The following is a 15,268-nucleotide window of genomic DNA, read 5'->3' as shown; positions in this document are numbered from 1 at the left end:
TGAGCGACCGGATGGGCAAAGAAAAGCCCGCCTCGCCGGACCGAAGCGGGCGCACAACCCGATTTGATCGAAAAGAGGCCCTATTCCGTCCCCGCCGTCAAGCGGCTTTCAGCGCCCGTCTGTGGACATCGTAGCGATCCTCGTACTCCCGCAGGACACTGACATCGCACCACCTCGCCATGACGCCGTACTTCAGCAACGCCCAACACAGCGCGTGACGTGCCGCGCCGTTGCGCATCCGCTTCTCAGTTTCGACGTCTCGGAAGGTTCGACCGTCAACCACCACGTCAATGACGATCTCGAGGAACGGCCAGTCTCCACCCTTTCGCATGCGAGCCATCTCGTCGGCCCAAGGCTTGTACCGACTGGCGTGCGCCATCGCGACCCCGTCCGAGATCGGCCCCGCGGATCCACCTCCACCGCCTCGCTCCAACCCAAGTCCGCCGATCACCACGGCGCCGCAGATCGCGAGGTAGACGCGCTCGATCTCCTGCGCCGCCTGCGCCATGTCGCCCGTCACGGCCCGTTCATCGCAAAGCCGCTCAAAGCTCGTCTTGCGGTGCTGTCGTCGGGTATGCGGCGTACCCCTATCGACGCCCGAAAGCTTTGGTTGAAGATCGCGCCGCAACGCTCTTGCCTGACGATCATATTCCTTGACCGATCGAGCACGCGCCTCGCGCCCGTTCGCCGCCTTCGCCTCCACCCGCGCGCCAATCTCGTCGGCTTCGGCCTTGGCCTTGGCGATGGCAATCGCCGAGCGCTCGGCTGCGGCCGCCCTGTCCTCGGGCGAAGGCGCCGACCTCGGCCCCAAACCCTTTTTCGCCCGATGCACCTGCTCAAGCCGAGCCCGCCGAGCGCGCTTCTCGCGCCGGTCGGCCTTCGCCGCTTTGCCGTACCACCCCTTGGGCTTCTTCGCCGTCATCGCCATCCCCGCCTCTCGCCGCCTCAAGCCACCATCTCGTCGTCTTCGCCCTCGTCCGGCGGGTCGTGGTCCGGCAGGAACACGAAGATCGCCTTGCCGCTGAGAAGCACGCCGAAATCAGCCCCGCGCTCCCGGAACCAGGCGAACCAGCGCCCCGCCCGCTCGCCGTCGCTCGGCGTCGGCCGCAAGGTGTCGGCCAGCGTCTCGGCCGCCTCCCGAGCCTCCGGGTTCGCCGGCCGCCAGCCCACGCGGCTCTGCGCCAGCGTGATGGTCTTGCGAAGCTCGAAGCCCGTCACGCCGGCCTTGGCGCGCATCAGCTGCCCGGCCCACCAGATCTTGGTCAGCGGGTCGAACACCGCCGCCGTCGCGCCGGGCCGCGCCGCGCCACCGCCCGCCGCCTGCGCCTTCGCGGCCTCGACCGCCGGCTCCCAGCGCCGCCGCCGCAGGAAGGTCTCGCCGCTGATGGTGATCTTGCGGCGGTCGGCCTTCAGCGCGGCGAGAAACACCGGCGCGCCCGCCACCGCCTCGGCCCGGCTCTCGGGGTCGAGCGCCCGCATCGCCGCCTCGACCGACATGGCGTCGTCGGTCGGCGTCGTCGGCCAGATCGGCCGGAAGGCGGCGAGCCGCGCCTCCACGTCCCGCTCGTCGGCCTGCGCCGCCTCGCGCCGCGCTTCGGCGTCGCCCTCGTCCTCTCGCCCAGCCCCTTGCCTGTCCTGCCCGACAGCGCCCGCGCTCTCTCTCCCATTCGTTTTTTCAGGGGACGTTCTTATGCCCGCCCGCCCATGGAACGGGCGGGCCCCCGCCCGCTCATAGGGCGGGCGGGCCCGCCTCACCGGTGAGGCGGGGGGGTCGGCGTCCTCCACGTCGAGCACGACGCGATAGGCGTTGACCGAGGTCGCGCCGTCGTCGCGCAGCTGCGCCAGCCGTTCGATCCAGCCGAACTCTTCCAGCCGGTCGAGCGCGCGCTGCACGGTCGCGCGGCCGCATCCGAGCTGCTCGGCCATGGTGGCCTGGCTGCGATAGCACCAGCCGCTATTGTCGCTGTGCGTGCCGAGCAGCCCCAGCACCTTCAGGTCGTAGCGTCCGTCCAGCCGCGGGTCGCAGATCGCGCCCGCCGGGATCACCGAATAACGCGGCCCGCTCATGCTCGTCCCCTGCGTCTGAAGTCGTCCGGCGCGATCAGCACCGCCGGCAGTCCCGCGGCCTCGGCGTAGGCCGCCGCCGCGCGGCGCGCGCCTTCCCCGCCCACGAGGCCGAGCAGCTCGGCGACGCTCTCGGGCGTCATCCTGGTGAGGCCGAGCAGCCAATAGGCGCCGGCGTCGACGAAGCCCTGCGTGCCGGGCCGCGCGATCGCGCGCGCCACGACGGCCGTGACGTCCGAGGGCGCGTAAGGCCCGCCGCCCGCGGCGAGGATCGCGAACTCCGGCAGGCCGGCATGGCTCGGCGCCGGGGCGCGGGCCGCAGGCTTCGGCTTGCCCGCCGCCATGCGTTTCAACGCGGCCTTGCGGCGGGCCGCCATCTCCTCGCGGGTCTCGGGCCCGTCCAGCGAATAGCCGGCGTATGCGGGCGCGCTCACGAAAACCCTCGCTCGGCCCAGCGCACCCGCGCGACGCTGACCGTGACGTAGCCGTCCAGCTGGAACGGCGGCCGCAGCCCTTTCACCGAATAGCGCCGCGGCGGATGCAGCGTGCGGAATCGGCGACGCATCGGCTCGATCGACAGGATCGCGCGCACCGCGCTGGAGATCTTTCGGCGGCGGATCGTGGTCATGATCCGCCCTCGAGCGGCTCGCCGCCGAAGAGCGCGCCCTGCCCGAGCACGACGCGGTCGAGCATCAAGAGGCGCGTGTCGCCCTCGGCCGTCGGCCCGTCCCAGACGTACCAGGCGTGCAGCGCCGGCTGCGCGCCCTGCCCCGTGAAGTCGAGCCGCCAGCGCATCAGATAGACGCGCGCCGGCGGCCGCCGCGACCAGAGCGGGCCGAGCCCGCCCGCCCCGCACCAGTTGAACGGCATCAGCAGCGCCATGTAGTCGACGCCGAGCCTGTCGAGCGCATGGCCGATCCAGCGCGCCTTGCCGTGGCCCCACGAGCTTTCGTGAAACGGCGGATTGGTGACGATTGCGTGCGCCGGCGGCGCGGCGAAGTCAAAGAACGAGCGCACGGTCGCGCCGCAGCCGCGGTCCACAAGATCGCTCGCGACGACGTCGAGGCCGAAGGCGGCGAACACGCGCAACATCGCGCCGTCGCCCGCCGCCGGCTCCCAGATTTTTCGGCCGCGCAGCCGGTCGATCTCGGCGGCGCAGAACGCTTCCGTCGCCTCCGCGGGCGTCGGCTCGAACCCGTCCTTTTTGCGCGGGCGCTCCGCCACCTTGGCGTATTCGCCAGTCTCCTCGTCGCGCACTGCGACGGGCCTCGCCGTCTTGCCGGTCGCGCGGAACAGCCCGCGTGCGGAGGGGGCCTTCATTCCGCGGCCTCCGCGAACAGCGTCCCGGCGCCGCGCGCGCGGTCGATCGCGCGAGCTGCTGCAGGATTGATCCAGAGAACTTCCGTCCGCTCGCGCGCGCCGTCGGCGAAAGCCGCCCGTTCGATCCGCCGCCAGCCGGCGAGCGCCTCGTCATAGAGCGCGGCCGGATAGCCGCAAAGCACCACCATGCCAGCGAGGCCGAGGAGCTGCTGCAGCAGGGCCGCATGGTCCTCGCGCGTGAGTTCGTGGCGATACATTCGCCAGCGGAAGTCATGCGGGTTCCCCCGCGCGCGCGTCTCTGGAAGGTATGGCGGATCAAGGAAGAACAGCGTGTCCGCCCGGTCGTGCTGGACGATGAGCTCGCGCGCGTCGCGGCTCTCGATCACGACGCCGGCGAGCCGCGCCGTCATCGCCGCGAGTGCGTCCGGATAGTTCATCCAGTCGAACGCCGGCGTCGTGCCGCTGCGATGCGCGTTTGAGCGGAACCCGGTCGAGCGGTGGCCCTTGGCCTGGCTCGCATGAGCGTTCGAGCCGAACCCCATGAAGGAGCGGATGACGAGCCGCCGGGCCCGCTCGATCGGCTCTTCGGTCGCCTCATAGGCCTCGCGGAACTCGGTCCGCGCGAAGGGGGTGAGCCGCAGGCGCCGCTCGAGCTCGGCCGCGCTCGCGGGCTCGCGCAGCACGCGAAACAGCCCCACCACCTCGTCGTCGAGATCGTTGTAGATCTCGGCGTAGGACGACTCCTTGCGCAGCAGCACCGAGGCCGCGCCGCCGAACGGCTCGACATAGACCCGATGCGGCGGCAGATGGGCGATGATCCAGGGCGCGAGCAGCCACTTGCCGCCATGCCAGCGCAACGCGGGCCGTGCGGGCGCGCTCACTTGCCGTACCCCGCCGGCCAGACATAGGGCTTGCCCTTCGGCGCCGCCGTCACGGGCTTCCCAGAAGGGCTCTTGGACGGCGCGCTCTTGGCCTTCGGCGCGGCCTCGACCTTCGCGCCGCCAAGCCGCGCCAGCGCCTCGGCCGCGCGCGCGACGAGGTCCTGCGCCAGCCGGTCGACCGCAAGGTCGCGCTCGCGCCGTGCGTGATCGCGGTCGGCGATCGCCTCGCTCGCGCTCCGGCGCGCCGCCGCGAGCTCGGCTTCGAGCCGCGTGACCTCGCCCAAAACCTCGCTCTCGCGCCCGGGCGTAGACGCCGCCGCGGCGAGCCGGGTCTTGAGGTCGGAGATCGTCGCCTCGAGCGCCGCCACGCGCCGCTCGTGCCGCGCGGCGGCGTTGGCCTGGCTGAGCGCCTTAAACTCCGCAGCCTCCTCGGCCTGCCGCTTTAGCGCCGCCACCTCGCCGTTAAGCCGGGCGGTCTCGGTCTCGGCCGCGAGCAGCGCCGCCTTGCTCTGGCCAAGCGCGGCTTCGAGATCGGCGATCCGCCTGCCCTGCGCCGGGTCGGCCTTCGGGGCGCTTTTCAGCGCGAGCGTCGCCTCGAGCCGCGCGATCGTGGCCGAGAGATCGCGCAAGCGCTCCGCCGCCTTCGCCTCCGCAGCGATGAGCCGCGCAGCCGGAACCATCTCGCCGCCGGCCGCCATCCGCGCCGTACGGTCCTTGGCGCGGGCCTGCGTCTCCGAAAGCGATCCCGGCGCCGCCAGCCGGTCATAGGGCGTGCCGCTGAGCCGGGTCATTCCGCGGCCTCGCGAAGCGCCTGAGGCCAATGCATGGCGATCCGGCCGCCGAGCCAGCGGACGGCGTAGACGGCTTTCGAATTGCCGAAGACCTTGTATTGCGGCCCGTCCGCCGCCGGCTTGCCGCGATAGACGATCGCGGCGTGGTCGTCGGCGAACCCCTGCAGACGCGCGCATTCGACGGGCGTCAGGCGGCGGACACCGGAGGCCGAACCGACCGAATGGGCTGCGCCAGTATCGAGGGTCGGAGCGCACTCCTCCAAAACGTTAAAACCTGCGTCTCGGAGACGCTCGCGCCCTTCTGCGTCAAGGCTCGGCGTCTTGGCTTCTCCGTCTCGAGCGGCATCGTTTCGAAGCCCCCAAGCTTGCGCGACGAAGGTGTGCGACGCGCCGCCGCCGGGCGTCCGGACTGTCGGAGCTAACCCATCCGACGAGACCTCAGGAACGGCGCCACCTTCACGACCGCGCAAGCTGAACGCGACGGCGTGCCGGCTGTCGGTCGACAGCGTGAACATCGGGTCGCCATCACGCCCGATGCCGTCCCCGGCCTTCAGATCGGTCGAGGAAGCTCCGGTCCGCTTTCCGCTCTCGGCGATCGGAATGCAGGCCAACGCCGGCGGGTGCCCTTCACCGGAGAGAGTGTGGCACGGGTCGCCAGGCCGAGGATTGCTGCGGTTCTCGCCGGACGTGATCTGCGTCGTGTCGAAGACGACCAGGTTCTCGTCGAGAGGATTGTTGCCGTGCCCGCCCGCCAGCAGCGGTTTGGCGATCAGTCCTCCGTCAAGGTCGAAGTCTGTCGTGCTGCTGCGAGAAGCGCGCGCGCCAAGAGTGGGGGCAAGGTCTTGCCCCGTTTCTCCGCGCGACGGAGGATGCCGGCGCAGGCCCGCGGGCTCAAAAAGAACCGCTGCGGGATCGGCCCCGCCTCCAAGATCGACGACAACGAACACACGGCGGCGTCGTTGGGCCAGTCCGAAATATTGAGCGTCGAGAACCCGCCATGCCGCCCGTGCCCGTGGCCCGGAAGCCAGACCCGCGTCGGGCCATCGGCCCCCGAACGGCTGAGGCAAGGCATCGTCTGCCCCGACAAGCGCTCCCAGGAAACAGCCGAAGGCGTTGTCGGCGGTGGAGAGGACGCCGGGGACGTTTTCCCAGACGGCCATGCGAAGAGATCGTCTTGCGGCGAGCGCATGGGCGAGGTCCACGTAAGCGAGGGAGAGGTTGCCGCGCGCGTCGGCGAGCGAGCGCCGCGCGCCCGCGACCGAGAACGCCTGGCACGGCGTCCCGCCGACGAGCAGATCGACCTCGGGCAGCGCGTCGACGTCGATCGTCGTGAAGTCGCCGAGGTTCGGAACGTGCGGCCAGTGATGGGCGAGCACGGCGGAGGGGAACGGCTCGATCTCGGAGAACGCCACCGGCGTCCAGCCGAGCGGCTCCCAGGCGACCGACGCCGCCTCGATCCCCGAGCAGACGGAGAGATACCGGATCAAAACGGCCTCCCCTCGAACAGCGGCCCGAGTGCCTGCGCCTGCGCGCGGCGGCGCTTCGGCCGGGCGCGCGCCACCAGCGCCCGCGCCCGGTCCTCGAACTCCCGCTTGAGCCGGGCCATCTCGGCCCGGAGGCTCGCGCGCCTGGCGTCCGCGGTCGCCGCCCGAGCCTCGGCCTCGGCCGCGCGCGCGGCCTCGAAATCCGCCCGCGCCCGCTCGAATACGAGCTCGGCGCGAAGGTCGCCGGGCCGCCGCTCATGGACCTTGCGGGCCTCGCCGAGCGCCCGCGCCGCCGCGTCGAGCGCCGCGCTCACGAGGCGACCTCTTCGATGTCGAAGCAGTCGGCGGGGTCCGGATCAGGCTTCGGCTGATCGACGTTGCGGCGCTGGACCGTGAAGCCGTAGACCGCGACCCACGGGTTCGCGTCCCAGGCGCCCGCGCCGTTGATGCGGTCCCAAAGCATCGCGTAAGCCGAACGAGCGTCTGGCGCCGCCCCGGTGAGCCCACGGCGCTCATCGATGACCGCGAACCATCCGTCTCTGCGTTGGGCGACGCCCTCCGCGATCGCGTCGGCTTCGCTGATGTCCTGAAGCCGCTCGACGCGAACCTCCGTCACCTCGAGCGTGAGACGGCTCGCCCAGCGCGGCATGTGGATTGCGGCGCGGTCCTTGATGCCGAGCCGCTCCTGCGTCGCCGCGTAGCGAATGCCGCACCAGAGCGGGACGCGCTCCGGATTGAGGTCGCGCGGCCGGCAGCCGTCATAGATCGAGCTGATCGACCAGGTCTCGCGCACCCAGAGATGGTCGCCGGGCTGGACCTTGGGATAGATCCGCGCCCATGAGCCTTCCTCTTCGCCGGCCCACGGCGCTTTCAGATACGGGCCGGGATGACCGGAAGGCGACGGGCCGCCGTCCACCCACGCGCGATGCCGGTTGAGATCGTCGAAAGCCCGTCCGAACGGCCAGCTGCCGCCGTTCCACAGCGTGTTCGAGCGGCTGAGCGCCCGCCGCGTCTGCGTCTTGGTCCCGTCGAGCAGCGCGCGGACCATCGGGCCCTTGAACAGGATCGAGTGGACGCTCATCGCCGCCCCCGGATCGCCGCGGCCAGCCCTGCCGCGTTTTTGAAAAGTTGTGCGATATCAACGTGTTTCACCGAATGTCTCCCGTGAAACAACCCAGCCCCGCAGCCGCTGCGGTCCGCACATGGCTAGTGACGGCGACATTCGCGGCCGCGACCTCGTGAGGGTCGGCGCCCGCGCGCGCGGTCGCGTCATGCGGGTGGAGATCGAGGAAGCCGCAGAGCCGGAAGAACGCGTCGGTCGAGACCGCCCGCCCCTGCTCGGCGCGCACGAAGGTGGCGGGCGAGAGCGCGACGCGGGCCGCCGCGTCGCGGATCGCGATACGGTCGACCTCGCGCTTGATCACGAGGCCGACGGCGAGGTGCCACCAGGCGACAGGCCCGGCGACCGCGCGCGGCGGCCGGGCGAGCTCGCGGAGCGGCGCGAGGGTCACGGGGTCGACCTTCAGCACGGCGCAGAGCGCGAGATGCGGGTCGGCCGAGAGCGCCCGCCGCGCGATCGCGCGGGCGAGGTGGCGCACGCCGATCCCGTCGGCGAGGCACACCGCCCGCGCCGCCGCGTCGTTCGGCGCCAGCCTCTCGGTCAGCGCGCCGAGCTTGGCGCGTTGACCGGCGGAAAAGCCCTCGGCCGCCGACATGGTCAGAGACCCGTCAAACGGGCTTCGGGCACGCCCTCGAAGGTCGGCAGGGCCGTTTCTTTGCCCGCCCGCTCAAGGTCGTTCTGAACCTGCTCGCGCAGCCAGAATTCCCAGCGATAAAGCTGGTAGAACCACTTGATGTCGCCGCCGCCGAGACGGTAGCGCAGCCGAGCGGGAATGCGGACCGCCTCGCCGTCCACGAAGGCCGGCACAGCCACCATAAAGATGCCCGGAATTGTGACCTTCTGGCCGTTGCCGTTCTGGTGCTCTTCTGCGAACTCGACCGTACGCTCGCCCGAGGACAGCCGCTCCTGCCGCTTCACACGCTGGCCGACATACACTTCGAGGTCCCGCGACAGCGCGAGAACTTCGGACGGCGTGCCGAAGGTCTCCTTGAACAGGCCCTCGAACTCCTGCCGCTCGCCATCGAACGGGGCGGAGAGCTCGGCCGCGTGCTCCTCGAGAAAGGCCGCGAACTCGCGCTGACCCATAGCCACGCCGTCATTGGCCTGCCACGCCTTGAGCTCCTCGGTGATCGGGAACTCGTAGACGACCGTGTGCCGGCCGTGGCGCGGCGCGTGGTCCTGCTTGTGATAGTCGACCACGCCGGTGAGCTTGGGGGTCGGCCAACGCGTTTCAGCGAAGATCGCGCTGTCCTCGTCCTTGTGCCGGTTCATCAGCGCGATGAACGAGGCGAGCGTCAGCACCAGCGCCTTGCCCTCGCGGGCCCGCGGCTCCTGCCGAAACTCCTCGATCGTCGGCCGCAGCGAGGTGAGGCGCTGCGAGCGCGGCTCGTAGAGGGTCGGGACCGCCGGCGGCAGGCCAGGACCAAGGCCGTCGGTCGGGATGGTCAGCAGCTGGGCGTGGTCGGCCGCCTGCGCCAGCTTGGCGATGGCTTCGACCGCCGAGGCGGTCTTCGGAAGGTCGTCGGGCAGTTCCGTTCTCTGCGCCATCGGGCGCTCCTTTCTCTCAGGGGAAGCGGAGGACGAGCGCGCAATCAGGCGCGGTCGGCGGCGGGCTCAGCGCGCGGCGCCGTCGCGTCTCGGGGCGCGCCCCACATGTCCATCTGGCTTGGATGCTGCGTGGACAGCGCGCCTTCGAACGCCCAGAACGGCGTCCGGGCGAAGGCTTTGTCCTCTGGCAGCTTGCACTTGATCGCGGGCAGCACGTCGATCCGGTCCTGATCGCACGCGACCTCGACCGTGAGCGTGATGACGGCCTTGCCCTTGCCGCCCGGCAGCGCCTGAAGCGTCTCGACCGTCGTCGCGAGCGCTTCGTTGAGCTTCTCGGCGACGACGCCGCGCTGCAGGATGCCGACCAGTTCGAGAAAGTTTCGGATCGGACGTGACGTCATCATCAGGCTCCGGCGTTCTGGCGGGCGAGCGCCCGCGCTTGTGGAAGGGCGGCGAGCACGCCGAGCGGCGGCAGGCCGAGGCGGCGTGCGAGGACGAGCGCGGCGCCGTCGCAGGCGCGCGCCTCGCCGCGCAGCAGGGGCGCGAGATCCGCAGGGGCGACGGCGGCGAGGCTGGCGATCCCCATCCCCGTCCTCGCCGCCGTCTCCGGCGAACGCTCCAGCGCGCCGTTCGAAATGTCAGATGCCGCGCTCACGCCGAAGGCTCCGCGGCCCGCAGCGCGAGCGCGAGCTCGGCCATCGCCGCCTGCAGCTTGTGATGGGCCGGCACCGTCGAGATCCCGGCGCGCACGCGCCGCGCGATCTCGGCCTTGCAGAGCGCGCCGGCGCGCACGAGGTTCGAGATCCGGTCGCGCGGCTTGAAGCTATCGGGCTCCCACGGCCAAACGAGCGCCTGCCCGTCCGGCCCAAGCGGCGCGGGCCCGTCGGTCCCGTGGTGGAGATAGATGCGCGCGGCCGCGAGCAGCGAGCCGTTGCGATGCCGATCGTCGTGCGCGGCCGAATAGCCTTCGCCCGCGACCTGGCGCTCGCGCTCGGCCGCAATCATCTCGCGGGCGCGCAGCCCGGCCTCGCGCGGGGTCATTGCGGCGCGTCCAGATTGAGCGCGACGATGAGGCGCTCGAGCTCGCCGATCGCGTCGCGGGCCTCGCGGGTGATCGCGCGGCGCTCGGCCTCGTCGATCGCCCCGTCGGACAGCGCGTCGGCGAAGGCGGCGTTGACCTCGTGGGTCTCCTTCATCACCCGGGCGAAGCGCTGCGCGGGCGTGAGCTGCGCGCCGGCCTCCACCTTGACGAGGGTGAAGCCGAGCAGTCCGGCGAGCGCGCGCGAGACCACGGGCTCGCCGATCTCGGCCTCGAGGTCGGCGACGACGTCGATCGGCGCGAAGTTCGGCGCGTCTTCCAGAGCGCCGTAGCGCGACAGCGCCTGGTGGCTGACGCGGGTGGAGGCGGCCGCCGCCTCCTGGCCGCCGCAGCGCTTCACGAGCGCGCGGGTTTCGGCCTTCAGCGCAAGGTAGTCGCGCTCGGGGAGCTGGCGCGCGCCGGTCATGCGCAATCCTTTTGCGTTTGCTCAGTGACGGGCGCCCCCTGCGGCGCCACAACCTTGGCGACACGGAGGGTTGCGCGGTGACGACGAGGCGAAAGACGGGCGGGGCCGAAGCCCCGCCCGCAAGTGAGGGAGGAAACGCCAGGCACGCCCTCACGGGCCTCGGAAAACGGGGTCATGCCGCGGCCTCGGTCGGAGGCGCGGGCGCAGGCGTAAAAAACCAGGCGTCGTCCCACTCGACGTCGCGCCCCTGCGCCGCCTCTCGGATCGCCGCCATCTGCGGAAGATCAGGATGAAGATCTCCGCTCTCCCAACGCGACACGGTCGCCTGCGTCGTCCCCGCAATCACTGCGAGATCGGACTGCGACACGCGGAGGCGTTTCCGGATGGCCGAGATTACGTTCATGGCCGATCCTTATACGCATTCGTATCAACTCCGACAAGCGGAATATGCGCGAGCGTATTGGACGGCAGTTATTCCCATACGTATGTCGAGAGCATGGACGTGCGCCAAACACTCAACTGGATTCTGAAGGAAACCGGCTGGAAGCAGGATCGCCTGGCCGTTGAGCTCGAGGCCACGCAGGCGACGGTCTCCCGGTGGCTGGCCGGCAGCGACCCTCGCGGCGAGAAGCGGGACAGGATCCGCGCGCTAGAGCAAAGGCTGCGCGGCGAGGACAAGATGGCGGCCGCGATAGAACTGGCGTCGAAGCTCGTCGCCGCGCCGCTCATCTCGTGGGTGAGCGCCTCCGGCCTCGCGATCCCCGACGCCGTGCTCGACGGCGACGATCATCCGCTGGCCTACGCCATGGGTCTCGATCCAAAGGGCGACTGGATCGCGCTGAGCGTGGACGGCACGTCGATGGATCGAATTTCGCCGCCCGAGTCGATCATCTTCGTCAACCGCAAGGATCGGACGCTTGTCGCGAACGCTTGCTACGTGGTGGCGACCGAGGACGGCGAAGCGTCCTATAAGCGATTTCGACCAAACCCCGATCGCTGGGAGCCCGTCTCGACGTTCGAGCATCCGACGCTGTATGCTGATCAGGGGTTGAGCCCCAAAATCGTCGGACGAGTGAAGCTGACGACGCTGTTGATGTAGGCCAACGGGGGGCCGGGCGTGGCGGAGAGCGGGCGGAGATACGTGATCAAGCCGGGATGGGGCGCAGGGCGGACCATCTTCGCCAGCCTCTTCATGGCCTGGGGCTTCATCGGTTTCGCATGGCTCATGGCCGAGACTTGGCTACGGCTGATCAGCACGACAAGCGCCGGCGTCGGCGTCGGAACAAGCAGCTTCATCGCGGCCCTTGCGCTGGTCTGGATCGGCGGAATGGTGCTTTTCGGTGTGGGCGCCCTCATGTTCGTGGCGCCGTCCGACATGGTGGAGATCGGCGGCCATCAGCAGCCGGCGCAGTCGCCTCCGCGTCCGCCATTACCGCGAACGGCTTGGCAAGAAGAGGACGATCGCCGCCGGGAGAGCGAGGCACGCGCAGCCCGTATGAGCGTCGACTCCGCCATCAGATAATACGTTTGCGTATTTTCTGATTGCCACCCTTATACGCATGTGTATAAATGGCTCCATCAACCGCTGATGGAGCCGCCGATGTCTCTCTGCCTGTCGCCTGCGCCGCGCGCCAAGGAAGTCCGCGCGCCCGGCTCCCCCGCCGTCACCCTCGCCGACATGGTCGAGGCCGCCCGCACGGCGATCTTCCGCCGCGGCGAGCTGCACGAGAGCGACCTCGAGCTCGCCGGCTTCACCAAGGCCGAGATCGCCGAGCACCGCGAGACCGTGCTGGCGCGCCTGCGCCGCGAGGCCCGGAGGCTCGACGCGTGAGCGCGGCGATCACGCCCGTTGGCGCCGGCGCTGTGGGCTGCGACGCCCTTGCGGCGCTTGCGGTCAACGCCGCGGCCGAGGGCCTGCGCGCCGCCCGTGAGGGCCAACGCTTCGCCGCCGTGAGCGCCGCGCTCGCGCTTGACGAGGTCGCCGCCCTTCCGCGTCTCGACCTCGCGCCGCTCGCCCGCCGCTCCGCGGCCGAGATCCGGGCCGCGCTCGGCCACTCGACCCCGCGGCCCCGCAACGCGCTGCGCCGCGCCATCCTGCGCGCCATGCACCCAGTCCATGTAGCCGCCGCGGGCCTCGCCCCGGCCCGCATTTGGCGCGCGCATGGGGAGGTCGCGCATGTCTGAGCGTTTCGTCTGCCGATCCTGCGACGGCCTCGGCGCCCGCCTTGTCCGCGAGGCCGGCGAAGTCACCTTCGCGCCCTGCGCTTGTCAGGCGCCCGCGGCCCGGCCGCGGCTCGCGGCCTCCGCTCCGCATCCGTCCGTCTTCGCGCTCCGCCGCCCGGCGCCGCGCCTCACCCTCGTGAAGGGCTTTTGAGCCATGCTGCAGACCCTCGCCCGCCCCATCGTCGCCAAGCCGAGCGGCCTCGTCGCCGACCCCGTCGACGTCGCGCTTGGCGCGCGCATCCGCGTCGCCCGCAAGCTCTCCGGTTTCTCTCAGGAGAAGCTTGCCGCCGAGATCGGCGTCACGTTCCAGCAGCTGCAGAAATACGAAAAGGGCGTGAACCGCTGCGGCCCGAGCAGGTTGACTGCGATCGCGCGAAGCTGCGGCCGCCCGATCGAATGGTTCTACGGGGACGCCGAAACCGCGGCCAAGGACGGAAGCGACGCCGTCATTTTCACTCTGGTCGCGAGCGACCCGGCGCTGATCCGCGACGTCGCGGCGCTCAGCATGAAGCACAGGGCGCTGGTCAAGAACCTCGTCGCGGCGCTCGCCGGCCAGGAGCGCGCGGCGTGAACTCGGCGGTCAACTCGCCCTCGCACTACCGCCGCGGCGGCTTCGAGCTCGCCCAGGTGATCGACGCCTTCGAGCTCGACCGCTGGGAGACGCAGGCCGCGCAATATCTCTTCCGCGCCAAGCACAAGGACGGCGGCGCCCATGAGGCGCAGGACCTCGCCAAGACGATCGCCTTCCTGATCCACGCGCTGACGCTGAAGTCGCCCGAAACGCTTGAGCGGTTCGAGGCCTTTGGCTTCCAGCTCACGCGCGGCGTGAAGTCCGACGGCGCATCGATCGACCGGCCGTCGCACGAGCCCGGCCCAGCCATCACGCTTGCGGAGGCGCTGAAGCGCGTGCCCGCGGAGGACTTCGACGGCGACGCCACGACAGCCGTGATGAACGCCCGCCGCGGCCAGCTCTGGCTGGGAAGCTCTGGCGCCGCGCTCGACATCGTCCTCGCCGATCTCGACCCCGACGCGCCGATCGTCGCCGCGCTGCGCAAGGCCGCCGACCGTATTCACGCGGGAGCCGCCGCATGACGTCGCGCTACGACATCCTCGTCGAGGAGGCCCGCAAGCTTCTCGCCGGCCACGTCTGGGAGAAGGCCGCGGCGCGGCGGGTCATGAAGGACCTGACCGAAAGCCTCGCCTTCATGCTCGAGCATCCGCGCGTCGTCTCGCCCGACGGCGAGAAGGTCTATTCGAAGGACGATTACGACCTCTGCGACCGCGAGAACGAGAACCTCCGGGCCCATCTCGCTTACGCCGTCGAGCGGCTTGGCGAGGCCGATCGCAAGGCGCTCGCCGCGCGCATGAACGGCTCGATCGAAACGGGCGGCGTGGTCGAGGACTCGACCGAGGAGGAGCGCGAGGAGCTGCTGCGCGCGGTCCTGCTGCTCAAGCGCTGCGCCGACCACATGGAGAAGGCGATCCATGGCCGCACGAACGACCGGTGGGCCGGCTTCGCCGACAGCCTCGTCAACCAGGCCCGGGGCTTCGAGCCGATCCTGTTGCCGACGCTCGCCGAGCTGCGCGGGGAGTCGGCGCGATGACCCGCTCCGAAGCGACCGAGGCCCTGCGGGGCCTCAACGTCACCCTCGGCGTCGTCGCCGGCTTGATCCGCGAGCATCGCGACACGCTCGACCGGTTCTTCGCCGAGCAGCGCAGCATGGACAGCGTCGGCGCGATCCTCGACCCGACGCTCTTCAACTCGTCCGAGCGCCGCGCGACCGAGCAGATCCTCACGCCGATCTATCGCGCGGCCCAAACCTTCCTCGAAACCTACGACCGACAGAGCGCAAGCGCCCGCCAGGCGCTGGCGAAGGTCGGCGACCGCCCGGAGGTCCGATGACCCTCGAACATCAGCAGAAGCTCGCCCGCCGCAATCCGTGCTTCGCGCCGGAGGAGTGCGCCAACACGGCGTTTGGTTGGCGGCTGCCTGCGCCCTTCGACGACGCCAGCGTGATGCTGACGCTCAACGTCGGCATGGAGTGAGCGGTGTTCTTCGGCGGCGCGCCCCTCTGGCACGCGAGCGTGGTCCTTTGGGACCGGCTCACCCGCCGTCCGAAGCCGGTGTCCAGTTGGACCCAAGCCGACCGCTCCCGCGCCGAGACCGTCGCGAGCAACGTCCTTGCGGGCGTCGGAATCCCCGATCGCACGCGTTCCGAAACCTTCGAGCTCGGCCTGCATGTGCGGCGGGAGACCACCGGCCAGGAACGGGACTCCGTCTTCAAGACGCCGCGCGGTCGCCGCGCCGCGTGGGTCCACGAGAGAGGCTGAC

The 15,268-nt window shown here is 70.7% G+C and carries 28 protein-coding genes; 11 read left to right on the top strand and 17 right to left on the bottom strand.

Going from position 1 to position 15,268, the window contains the following annotated elements:
* Positions 1 to 97: 97 nt before the first annotated feature.
* The 17 genes from ACFOWB_RS14370 to ACFOWB_RS14290 form a co-directional block, all read right to left on the bottom strand.
* Positions 98 to 928: a hypothetical protein gene (locus ACFOWB_RS14370; RefSeq protein ID WP_378147959.1), complete on the bottom strand. Its 831-nt coding sequence runs from the start codon at positions 926 to 928 to the stop codon at positions 98 to 100.
* A 17-nt stretch (positions 929 to 945) separates the two neighbouring features.
* Complete coding sequence (locus tag ACFOWB_RS14365) at positions 946 to 2,067, bottom strand: helix-turn-helix domain-containing protein (RefSeq protein WP_261402890.1); 1,122 nt, start codon at positions 2,065 to 2,067, stop codon at positions 946 to 948.
* Positions 2,064 to 2,498, bottom strand: a complete 435-nt coding sequence (locus ACFOWB_RS14360; protein ID WP_378147956.1) for a hypothetical protein — start codon at positions 2,496 to 2,498, stop codon at positions 2,064 to 2,066. Before ACFOWB_RS14360 ends, ACFOWB_RS14365 begins: the two co-directional genes overlap by 4 nt.
* Positions 2,495 to 2,692, bottom strand: a complete 198-nt coding sequence (locus ACFOWB_RS14355) for a hypothetical protein (RefSeq protein WP_261402888.1) — start codon at positions 2,690 to 2,692, stop codon at positions 2,495 to 2,497. The genes ACFOWB_RS14360 and ACFOWB_RS14355 overlap by 4 nt, the downstream gene beginning before the upstream one ends.
* Positions 2,689 to 3,384, bottom strand: a complete 696-nt coding sequence (locus tag ACFOWB_RS14350; protein WP_378147954.1) for a hypothetical protein — start codon at positions 3,382 to 3,384, stop codon at positions 2,689 to 2,691. Before ACFOWB_RS14350 ends, ACFOWB_RS14355 begins: the two co-directional genes overlap by 4 nt.
* On the bottom strand, positions 3,381 to 4,265 hold the full coding sequence (locus ACFOWB_RS14345) for a DNA adenine methylase (protein WP_261402886.1): 885 nt from the start codon (positions 4,263 to 4,265) through the stop codon (positions 3,381 to 3,383). The genes ACFOWB_RS14350 and ACFOWB_RS14345 overlap by 4 nt, the downstream gene beginning before the upstream one ends.
* Positions 4,262 to 5,056: a hypothetical protein gene (locus ACFOWB_RS14340; protein WP_261402885.1), complete on the bottom strand. Its 795-nt coding sequence runs from the start codon at positions 5,054 to 5,056 to the stop codon at positions 4,262 to 4,264. The genes ACFOWB_RS14345 and ACFOWB_RS14340 overlap by 4 nt, the downstream gene beginning before the upstream one ends.
* On the bottom strand, positions 5,053 to 6,543 hold the full coding sequence (locus ACFOWB_RS14335; RefSeq protein WP_378147951.1) for a DNA cytosine methyltransferase: 1,491 nt from the start codon (positions 6,541 to 6,543) through the stop codon (positions 5,053 to 5,055). The genes ACFOWB_RS14340 and ACFOWB_RS14335 overlap by 4 nt, the downstream gene beginning before the upstream one ends.
* A complete protein-coding gene (locus tag ACFOWB_RS14330; RefSeq protein WP_261402883.1) occupies positions 6,540 to 6,854 on the bottom strand; it encodes a hypothetical protein in 315 nt (104 codons plus the stop codon). Before ACFOWB_RS14330 ends, ACFOWB_RS14335 begins: the two co-directional genes overlap by 4 nt.
* Complete coding sequence (locus tag ACFOWB_RS14325) at positions 6,851 to 7,621, bottom strand: hypothetical protein (protein WP_261402882.1); 771 nt, start codon at positions 7,619 to 7,621, stop codon at positions 6,851 to 6,853. Before ACFOWB_RS14325 ends, ACFOWB_RS14330 begins: the two co-directional genes overlap by 4 nt.
* 67 nt (positions 7,622 to 7,688) lie before the next feature.
* A complete protein-coding gene (locus tag ACFOWB_RS14320; RefSeq protein WP_261402881.1) occupies positions 7,689 to 8,255 on the bottom strand; it encodes a hypothetical protein in 567 nt (188 codons plus the stop codon).
* Between the two features lie 2 nt (positions 8,256 to 8,257).
* Entirely contained in the window at positions 8,258 to 9,208 is a 951-nt protein-coding gene (locus tag ACFOWB_RS14315) for a DUF2303 family protein (RefSeq protein WP_378147948.1), read from the bottom strand.
* Positions 9,209 to 9,252: 44 nt separating this feature from the next.
* Positions 9,253 to 9,609 (bottom strand): hypothetical protein, encoded by a 357-nt coding sequence (locus ACFOWB_RS14310; protein WP_261402879.1) that lies wholly within the window; start codon positions 9,607 to 9,609, stop codon positions 9,253 to 9,255.
* A 2-nt stretch (positions 9,610 to 9,611) separates the two neighbouring features.
* The gene (locus tag ACFOWB_RS14305; protein WP_261402878.1) at positions 9,612 to 9,863 is read right to left on the bottom strand and encodes a hypothetical protein; all 252 of its coding nucleotides are present in this window, start codon (positions 9,861 to 9,863) and stop codon (positions 9,612 to 9,614) included.
* Positions 9,860 to 10,249, bottom strand: a complete 390-nt coding sequence (locus tag ACFOWB_RS14300; protein WP_261402877.1) for a hypothetical protein — start codon at positions 10,247 to 10,249, stop codon at positions 9,860 to 9,862. Before ACFOWB_RS14300 ends, ACFOWB_RS14305 begins: the two co-directional genes overlap by 4 nt.
* Complete coding sequence (locus ACFOWB_RS14295; RefSeq protein ID WP_261402876.1) at positions 10,246 to 10,713, bottom strand: phage regulatory CII family protein; 468 nt, start codon at positions 10,711 to 10,713, stop codon at positions 10,246 to 10,248. The genes ACFOWB_RS14300 and ACFOWB_RS14295 overlap by 4 nt, the downstream gene beginning before the upstream one ends.
* 172 nt (positions 10,714 to 10,885) lie before the next feature.
* Positions 10,886 to 11,116 carry a helix-turn-helix domain-containing protein gene (locus ACFOWB_RS14290; protein ID WP_378147944.1) on the bottom strand — a complete coding sequence of 77 codons (231 nt, stop codon included), beginning with the start codon at positions 11,114 to 11,116 and terminating at the stop codon, positions 10,886 to 10,888.
* 93 nt (positions 11,117 to 11,209) lie between these two features.
* On the opposite strand from ACFOWB_RS14290, the gene ACFOWB_RS14285 reads away from it, so the two are divergent.
* From ACFOWB_RS14285 to ACFOWB_RS14235, 11 genes are all read left to right on the top strand, one after another.
* On the top strand, positions 11,210 to 11,812 hold the full coding sequence (locus ACFOWB_RS14285; protein WP_378147942.1) for a LexA family protein: 603 nt from the start codon (positions 11,210 to 11,212) through the stop codon (positions 11,810 to 11,812).
* A gap of 42 nt (positions 11,813 to 11,854) precedes the next feature.
* Positions 11,855 to 12,235, top strand: coding sequence for a hypothetical protein (locus ACFOWB_RS14280; protein ID WP_378147940.1), 381 nt, complete (start codon positions 11,855 to 11,857; stop codon positions 12,233 to 12,235).
* Positions 12,236 to 12,313: 78 nt separating this feature from the next.
* Positions 12,314 to 12,544: a hypothetical protein gene (locus ACFOWB_RS14275; RefSeq protein WP_261402871.1), complete on the top strand. Its 231-nt coding sequence runs from the start codon at positions 12,314 to 12,316 to the stop codon at positions 12,542 to 12,544.
* On the top strand, positions 12,541 to 12,897 hold the full coding sequence (locus tag ACFOWB_RS14270) for a hypothetical protein (protein WP_261402870.1): 357 nt from the start codon (positions 12,541 to 12,543) through the stop codon (positions 12,895 to 12,897). Before ACFOWB_RS14275 ends, ACFOWB_RS14270 begins: the two co-directional genes overlap by 4 nt.
* A complete protein-coding gene (locus ACFOWB_RS14265) occupies positions 12,890 to 13,087 on the top strand; it encodes a hypothetical protein (RefSeq protein WP_261402869.1) in 198 nt (65 codons plus the stop codon). The genes ACFOWB_RS14270 and ACFOWB_RS14265 overlap by 8 nt, the downstream gene beginning before the upstream one ends.
* A 3-nt stretch (positions 13,088 to 13,090) precedes the next feature.
* Entirely contained in the window at positions 13,091 to 13,507 is a 417-nt protein-coding gene (locus tag ACFOWB_RS14260) for a helix-turn-helix domain-containing protein (protein ID WP_378147936.1), read from the top strand.
* Complete coding sequence (locus ACFOWB_RS14255; RefSeq protein WP_261402866.1) at positions 13,504 to 14,028, top strand: DUF3310 domain-containing protein; 525 nt, start codon at positions 13,504 to 13,506, stop codon at positions 14,026 to 14,028. The genes ACFOWB_RS14260 and ACFOWB_RS14255 overlap by 4 nt, the downstream gene beginning before the upstream one ends.
* The gene (locus ACFOWB_RS14250) at positions 14,025 to 14,540 is read left to right on the top strand and encodes a hypothetical protein (RefSeq protein WP_261402865.1); all 516 of its coding nucleotides are present in this window, start codon (positions 14,025 to 14,027) and stop codon (positions 14,538 to 14,540) included. Before ACFOWB_RS14255 ends, ACFOWB_RS14250 begins: the two co-directional genes overlap by 4 nt.
* On the top strand, positions 14,537 to 14,839 hold the full coding sequence (locus ACFOWB_RS14245; RefSeq protein WP_378147933.1) for a hypothetical protein: 303 nt from the start codon (positions 14,537 to 14,539) through the stop codon (positions 14,837 to 14,839). Before ACFOWB_RS14250 ends, ACFOWB_RS14245 begins: the two co-directional genes overlap by 4 nt.
* On the top strand, positions 14,836 to 14,982 hold the full coding sequence (locus tag ACFOWB_RS14240; protein ID WP_261402863.1) for a hypothetical protein: 147 nt from the start codon (positions 14,836 to 14,838) through the stop codon (positions 14,980 to 14,982). The genes ACFOWB_RS14245 and ACFOWB_RS14240 overlap by 4 nt, the downstream gene beginning before the upstream one ends.
* A gap of 3 nt (positions 14,983 to 14,985) precedes the next feature.
* A complete protein-coding gene (locus ACFOWB_RS14235) occupies positions 14,986 to 15,267 on the top strand; it encodes a hypothetical protein (RefSeq protein ID WP_378147929.1) in 282 nt (93 codons plus the stop codon).
* Position 15,268 lies beyond the last annotated feature (1 nt).

Source organism: Chenggangzhangella methanolivorans (assembly GCF_042648545.1).
GTDB lineage: Bacteria > Pseudomonadota > Alphaproteobacteria > Rhizobiales > Methylopilaceae > Methylopila > Methylopila methanolivorans.
The sequence above is the reverse complement of the archived record's forward strand: the minus strand, read 5'-3'. Positions and strand labels throughout refer to the sequence as shown.

Coding starts and splice junctions, on each gene's coding strand:
- ACFOWB_RS14370 (WP_378147959.1), bottom strand. CDS start 928: ATGGCGATGACGGCGAAGAAGCCCAAGGGGTGGTACGGCAAAGCGGCG.
- ACFOWB_RS14365 (WP_261402890.1), bottom strand. CDS start 2,067: ATGAGCGGGCCGCGTTATTCGGTGATCCCGGCGGGCGCGATCTGCGAC.
- ACFOWB_RS14355 (WP_261402888.1), bottom strand. CDS start 2,692: ATGACCACGATCCGCCGCCGAAAGATCTCCAGCGCGGTGCGCGCGATC.
- ACFOWB_RS14350 (WP_378147954.1), bottom strand. CDS start 3,384: ATGAAGGCCCCCTCCGCACGCGGGCTGTTCCGCGCGACCGGCAAGACG.
- ACFOWB_RS14340 (WP_261402885.1), bottom strand. CDS start 5,056: ATGACCCGGCTCAGCGGCACGCCCTATGACCGGCTGGCGGCGCCGGGA.
- ACFOWB_RS14325 (WP_261402882.1), bottom strand. CDS start 7,621: ATGAGCGTCCACTCGATCCTGTTCAAGGGCCCGATGGTCCGCGCGCTG.
- ACFOWB_RS14320 (WP_261402881.1), bottom strand. CDS start 8,255: ATGTCGGCGGCCGAGGGCTTTTCCGCCGGTCAACGCGCCAAGCTCGGC.
- ACFOWB_RS14315 (WP_378147948.1), bottom strand. CDS start 9,208: ATGGCGCAGAGAACGGAACTGCCCGACGACCTTCCGAAGACCGCCTCG.
- ACFOWB_RS14310 (WP_261402879.1), bottom strand. CDS start 9,609: ATGACGTCACGTCCGATCCGAAACTTTCTCGAACTGGTCGGCATCCTG.
- ACFOWB_RS14300 (WP_261402877.1), bottom strand. CDS start 10,249: ATGACCCCGCGCGAGGCCGGGCTGCGCGCCCGCGAGATGATTGCGGCC.
- ACFOWB_RS14295 (WP_261402876.1), bottom strand. CDS start 10,713: ATGACCGGCGCGCGCCAGCTCCCCGAGCGCGACTACCTTGCGCTGAAG.
- ACFOWB_RS14290 (WP_378147944.1), bottom strand. CDS start 11,116: ATGAACGTAATCTCGGCCATCCGGAAACGCCTCCGCGTGTCGCAGTCC.
- ACFOWB_RS14285 (WP_378147942.1), top strand. CDS start 11,210: ATGGACGTGCGCCAAACACTCAACTGGATTCTGAAGGAAACCGGCTGG.
- ACFOWB_RS14275 (WP_261402871.1), top strand. CDS start 12,314: ATGTCTCTCTGCCTGTCGCCTGCGCCGCGCGCCAAGGAAGTCCGCGCG.
- ACFOWB_RS14265 (WP_261402869.1), top strand. CDS start 12,890: ATGTCTGAGCGTTTCGTCTGCCGATCCTGCGACGGCCTCGGCGCCCGC.
- ACFOWB_RS14260 (WP_378147936.1), top strand. CDS start 13,091: ATGCTGCAGACCCTCGCCCGCCCCATCGTCGCCAAGCCGAGCGGCCTC.
- ACFOWB_RS14250 (WP_261402865.1), top strand. CDS start 14,025: ATGACGTCGCGCTACGACATCCTCGTCGAGGAGGCCCGCAAGCTTCTC.
- ACFOWB_RS14245 (WP_378147933.1), top strand. CDS start 14,537: ATGACCCGCTCCGAAGCGACCGAGGCCCTGCGGGGCCTCAACGTCACC.
- ACFOWB_RS14240 (WP_261402863.1), top strand. CDS start 14,836: ATGACCCTCGAACATCAGCAGAAGCTCGCCCGCCGCAATCCGTGCTTC.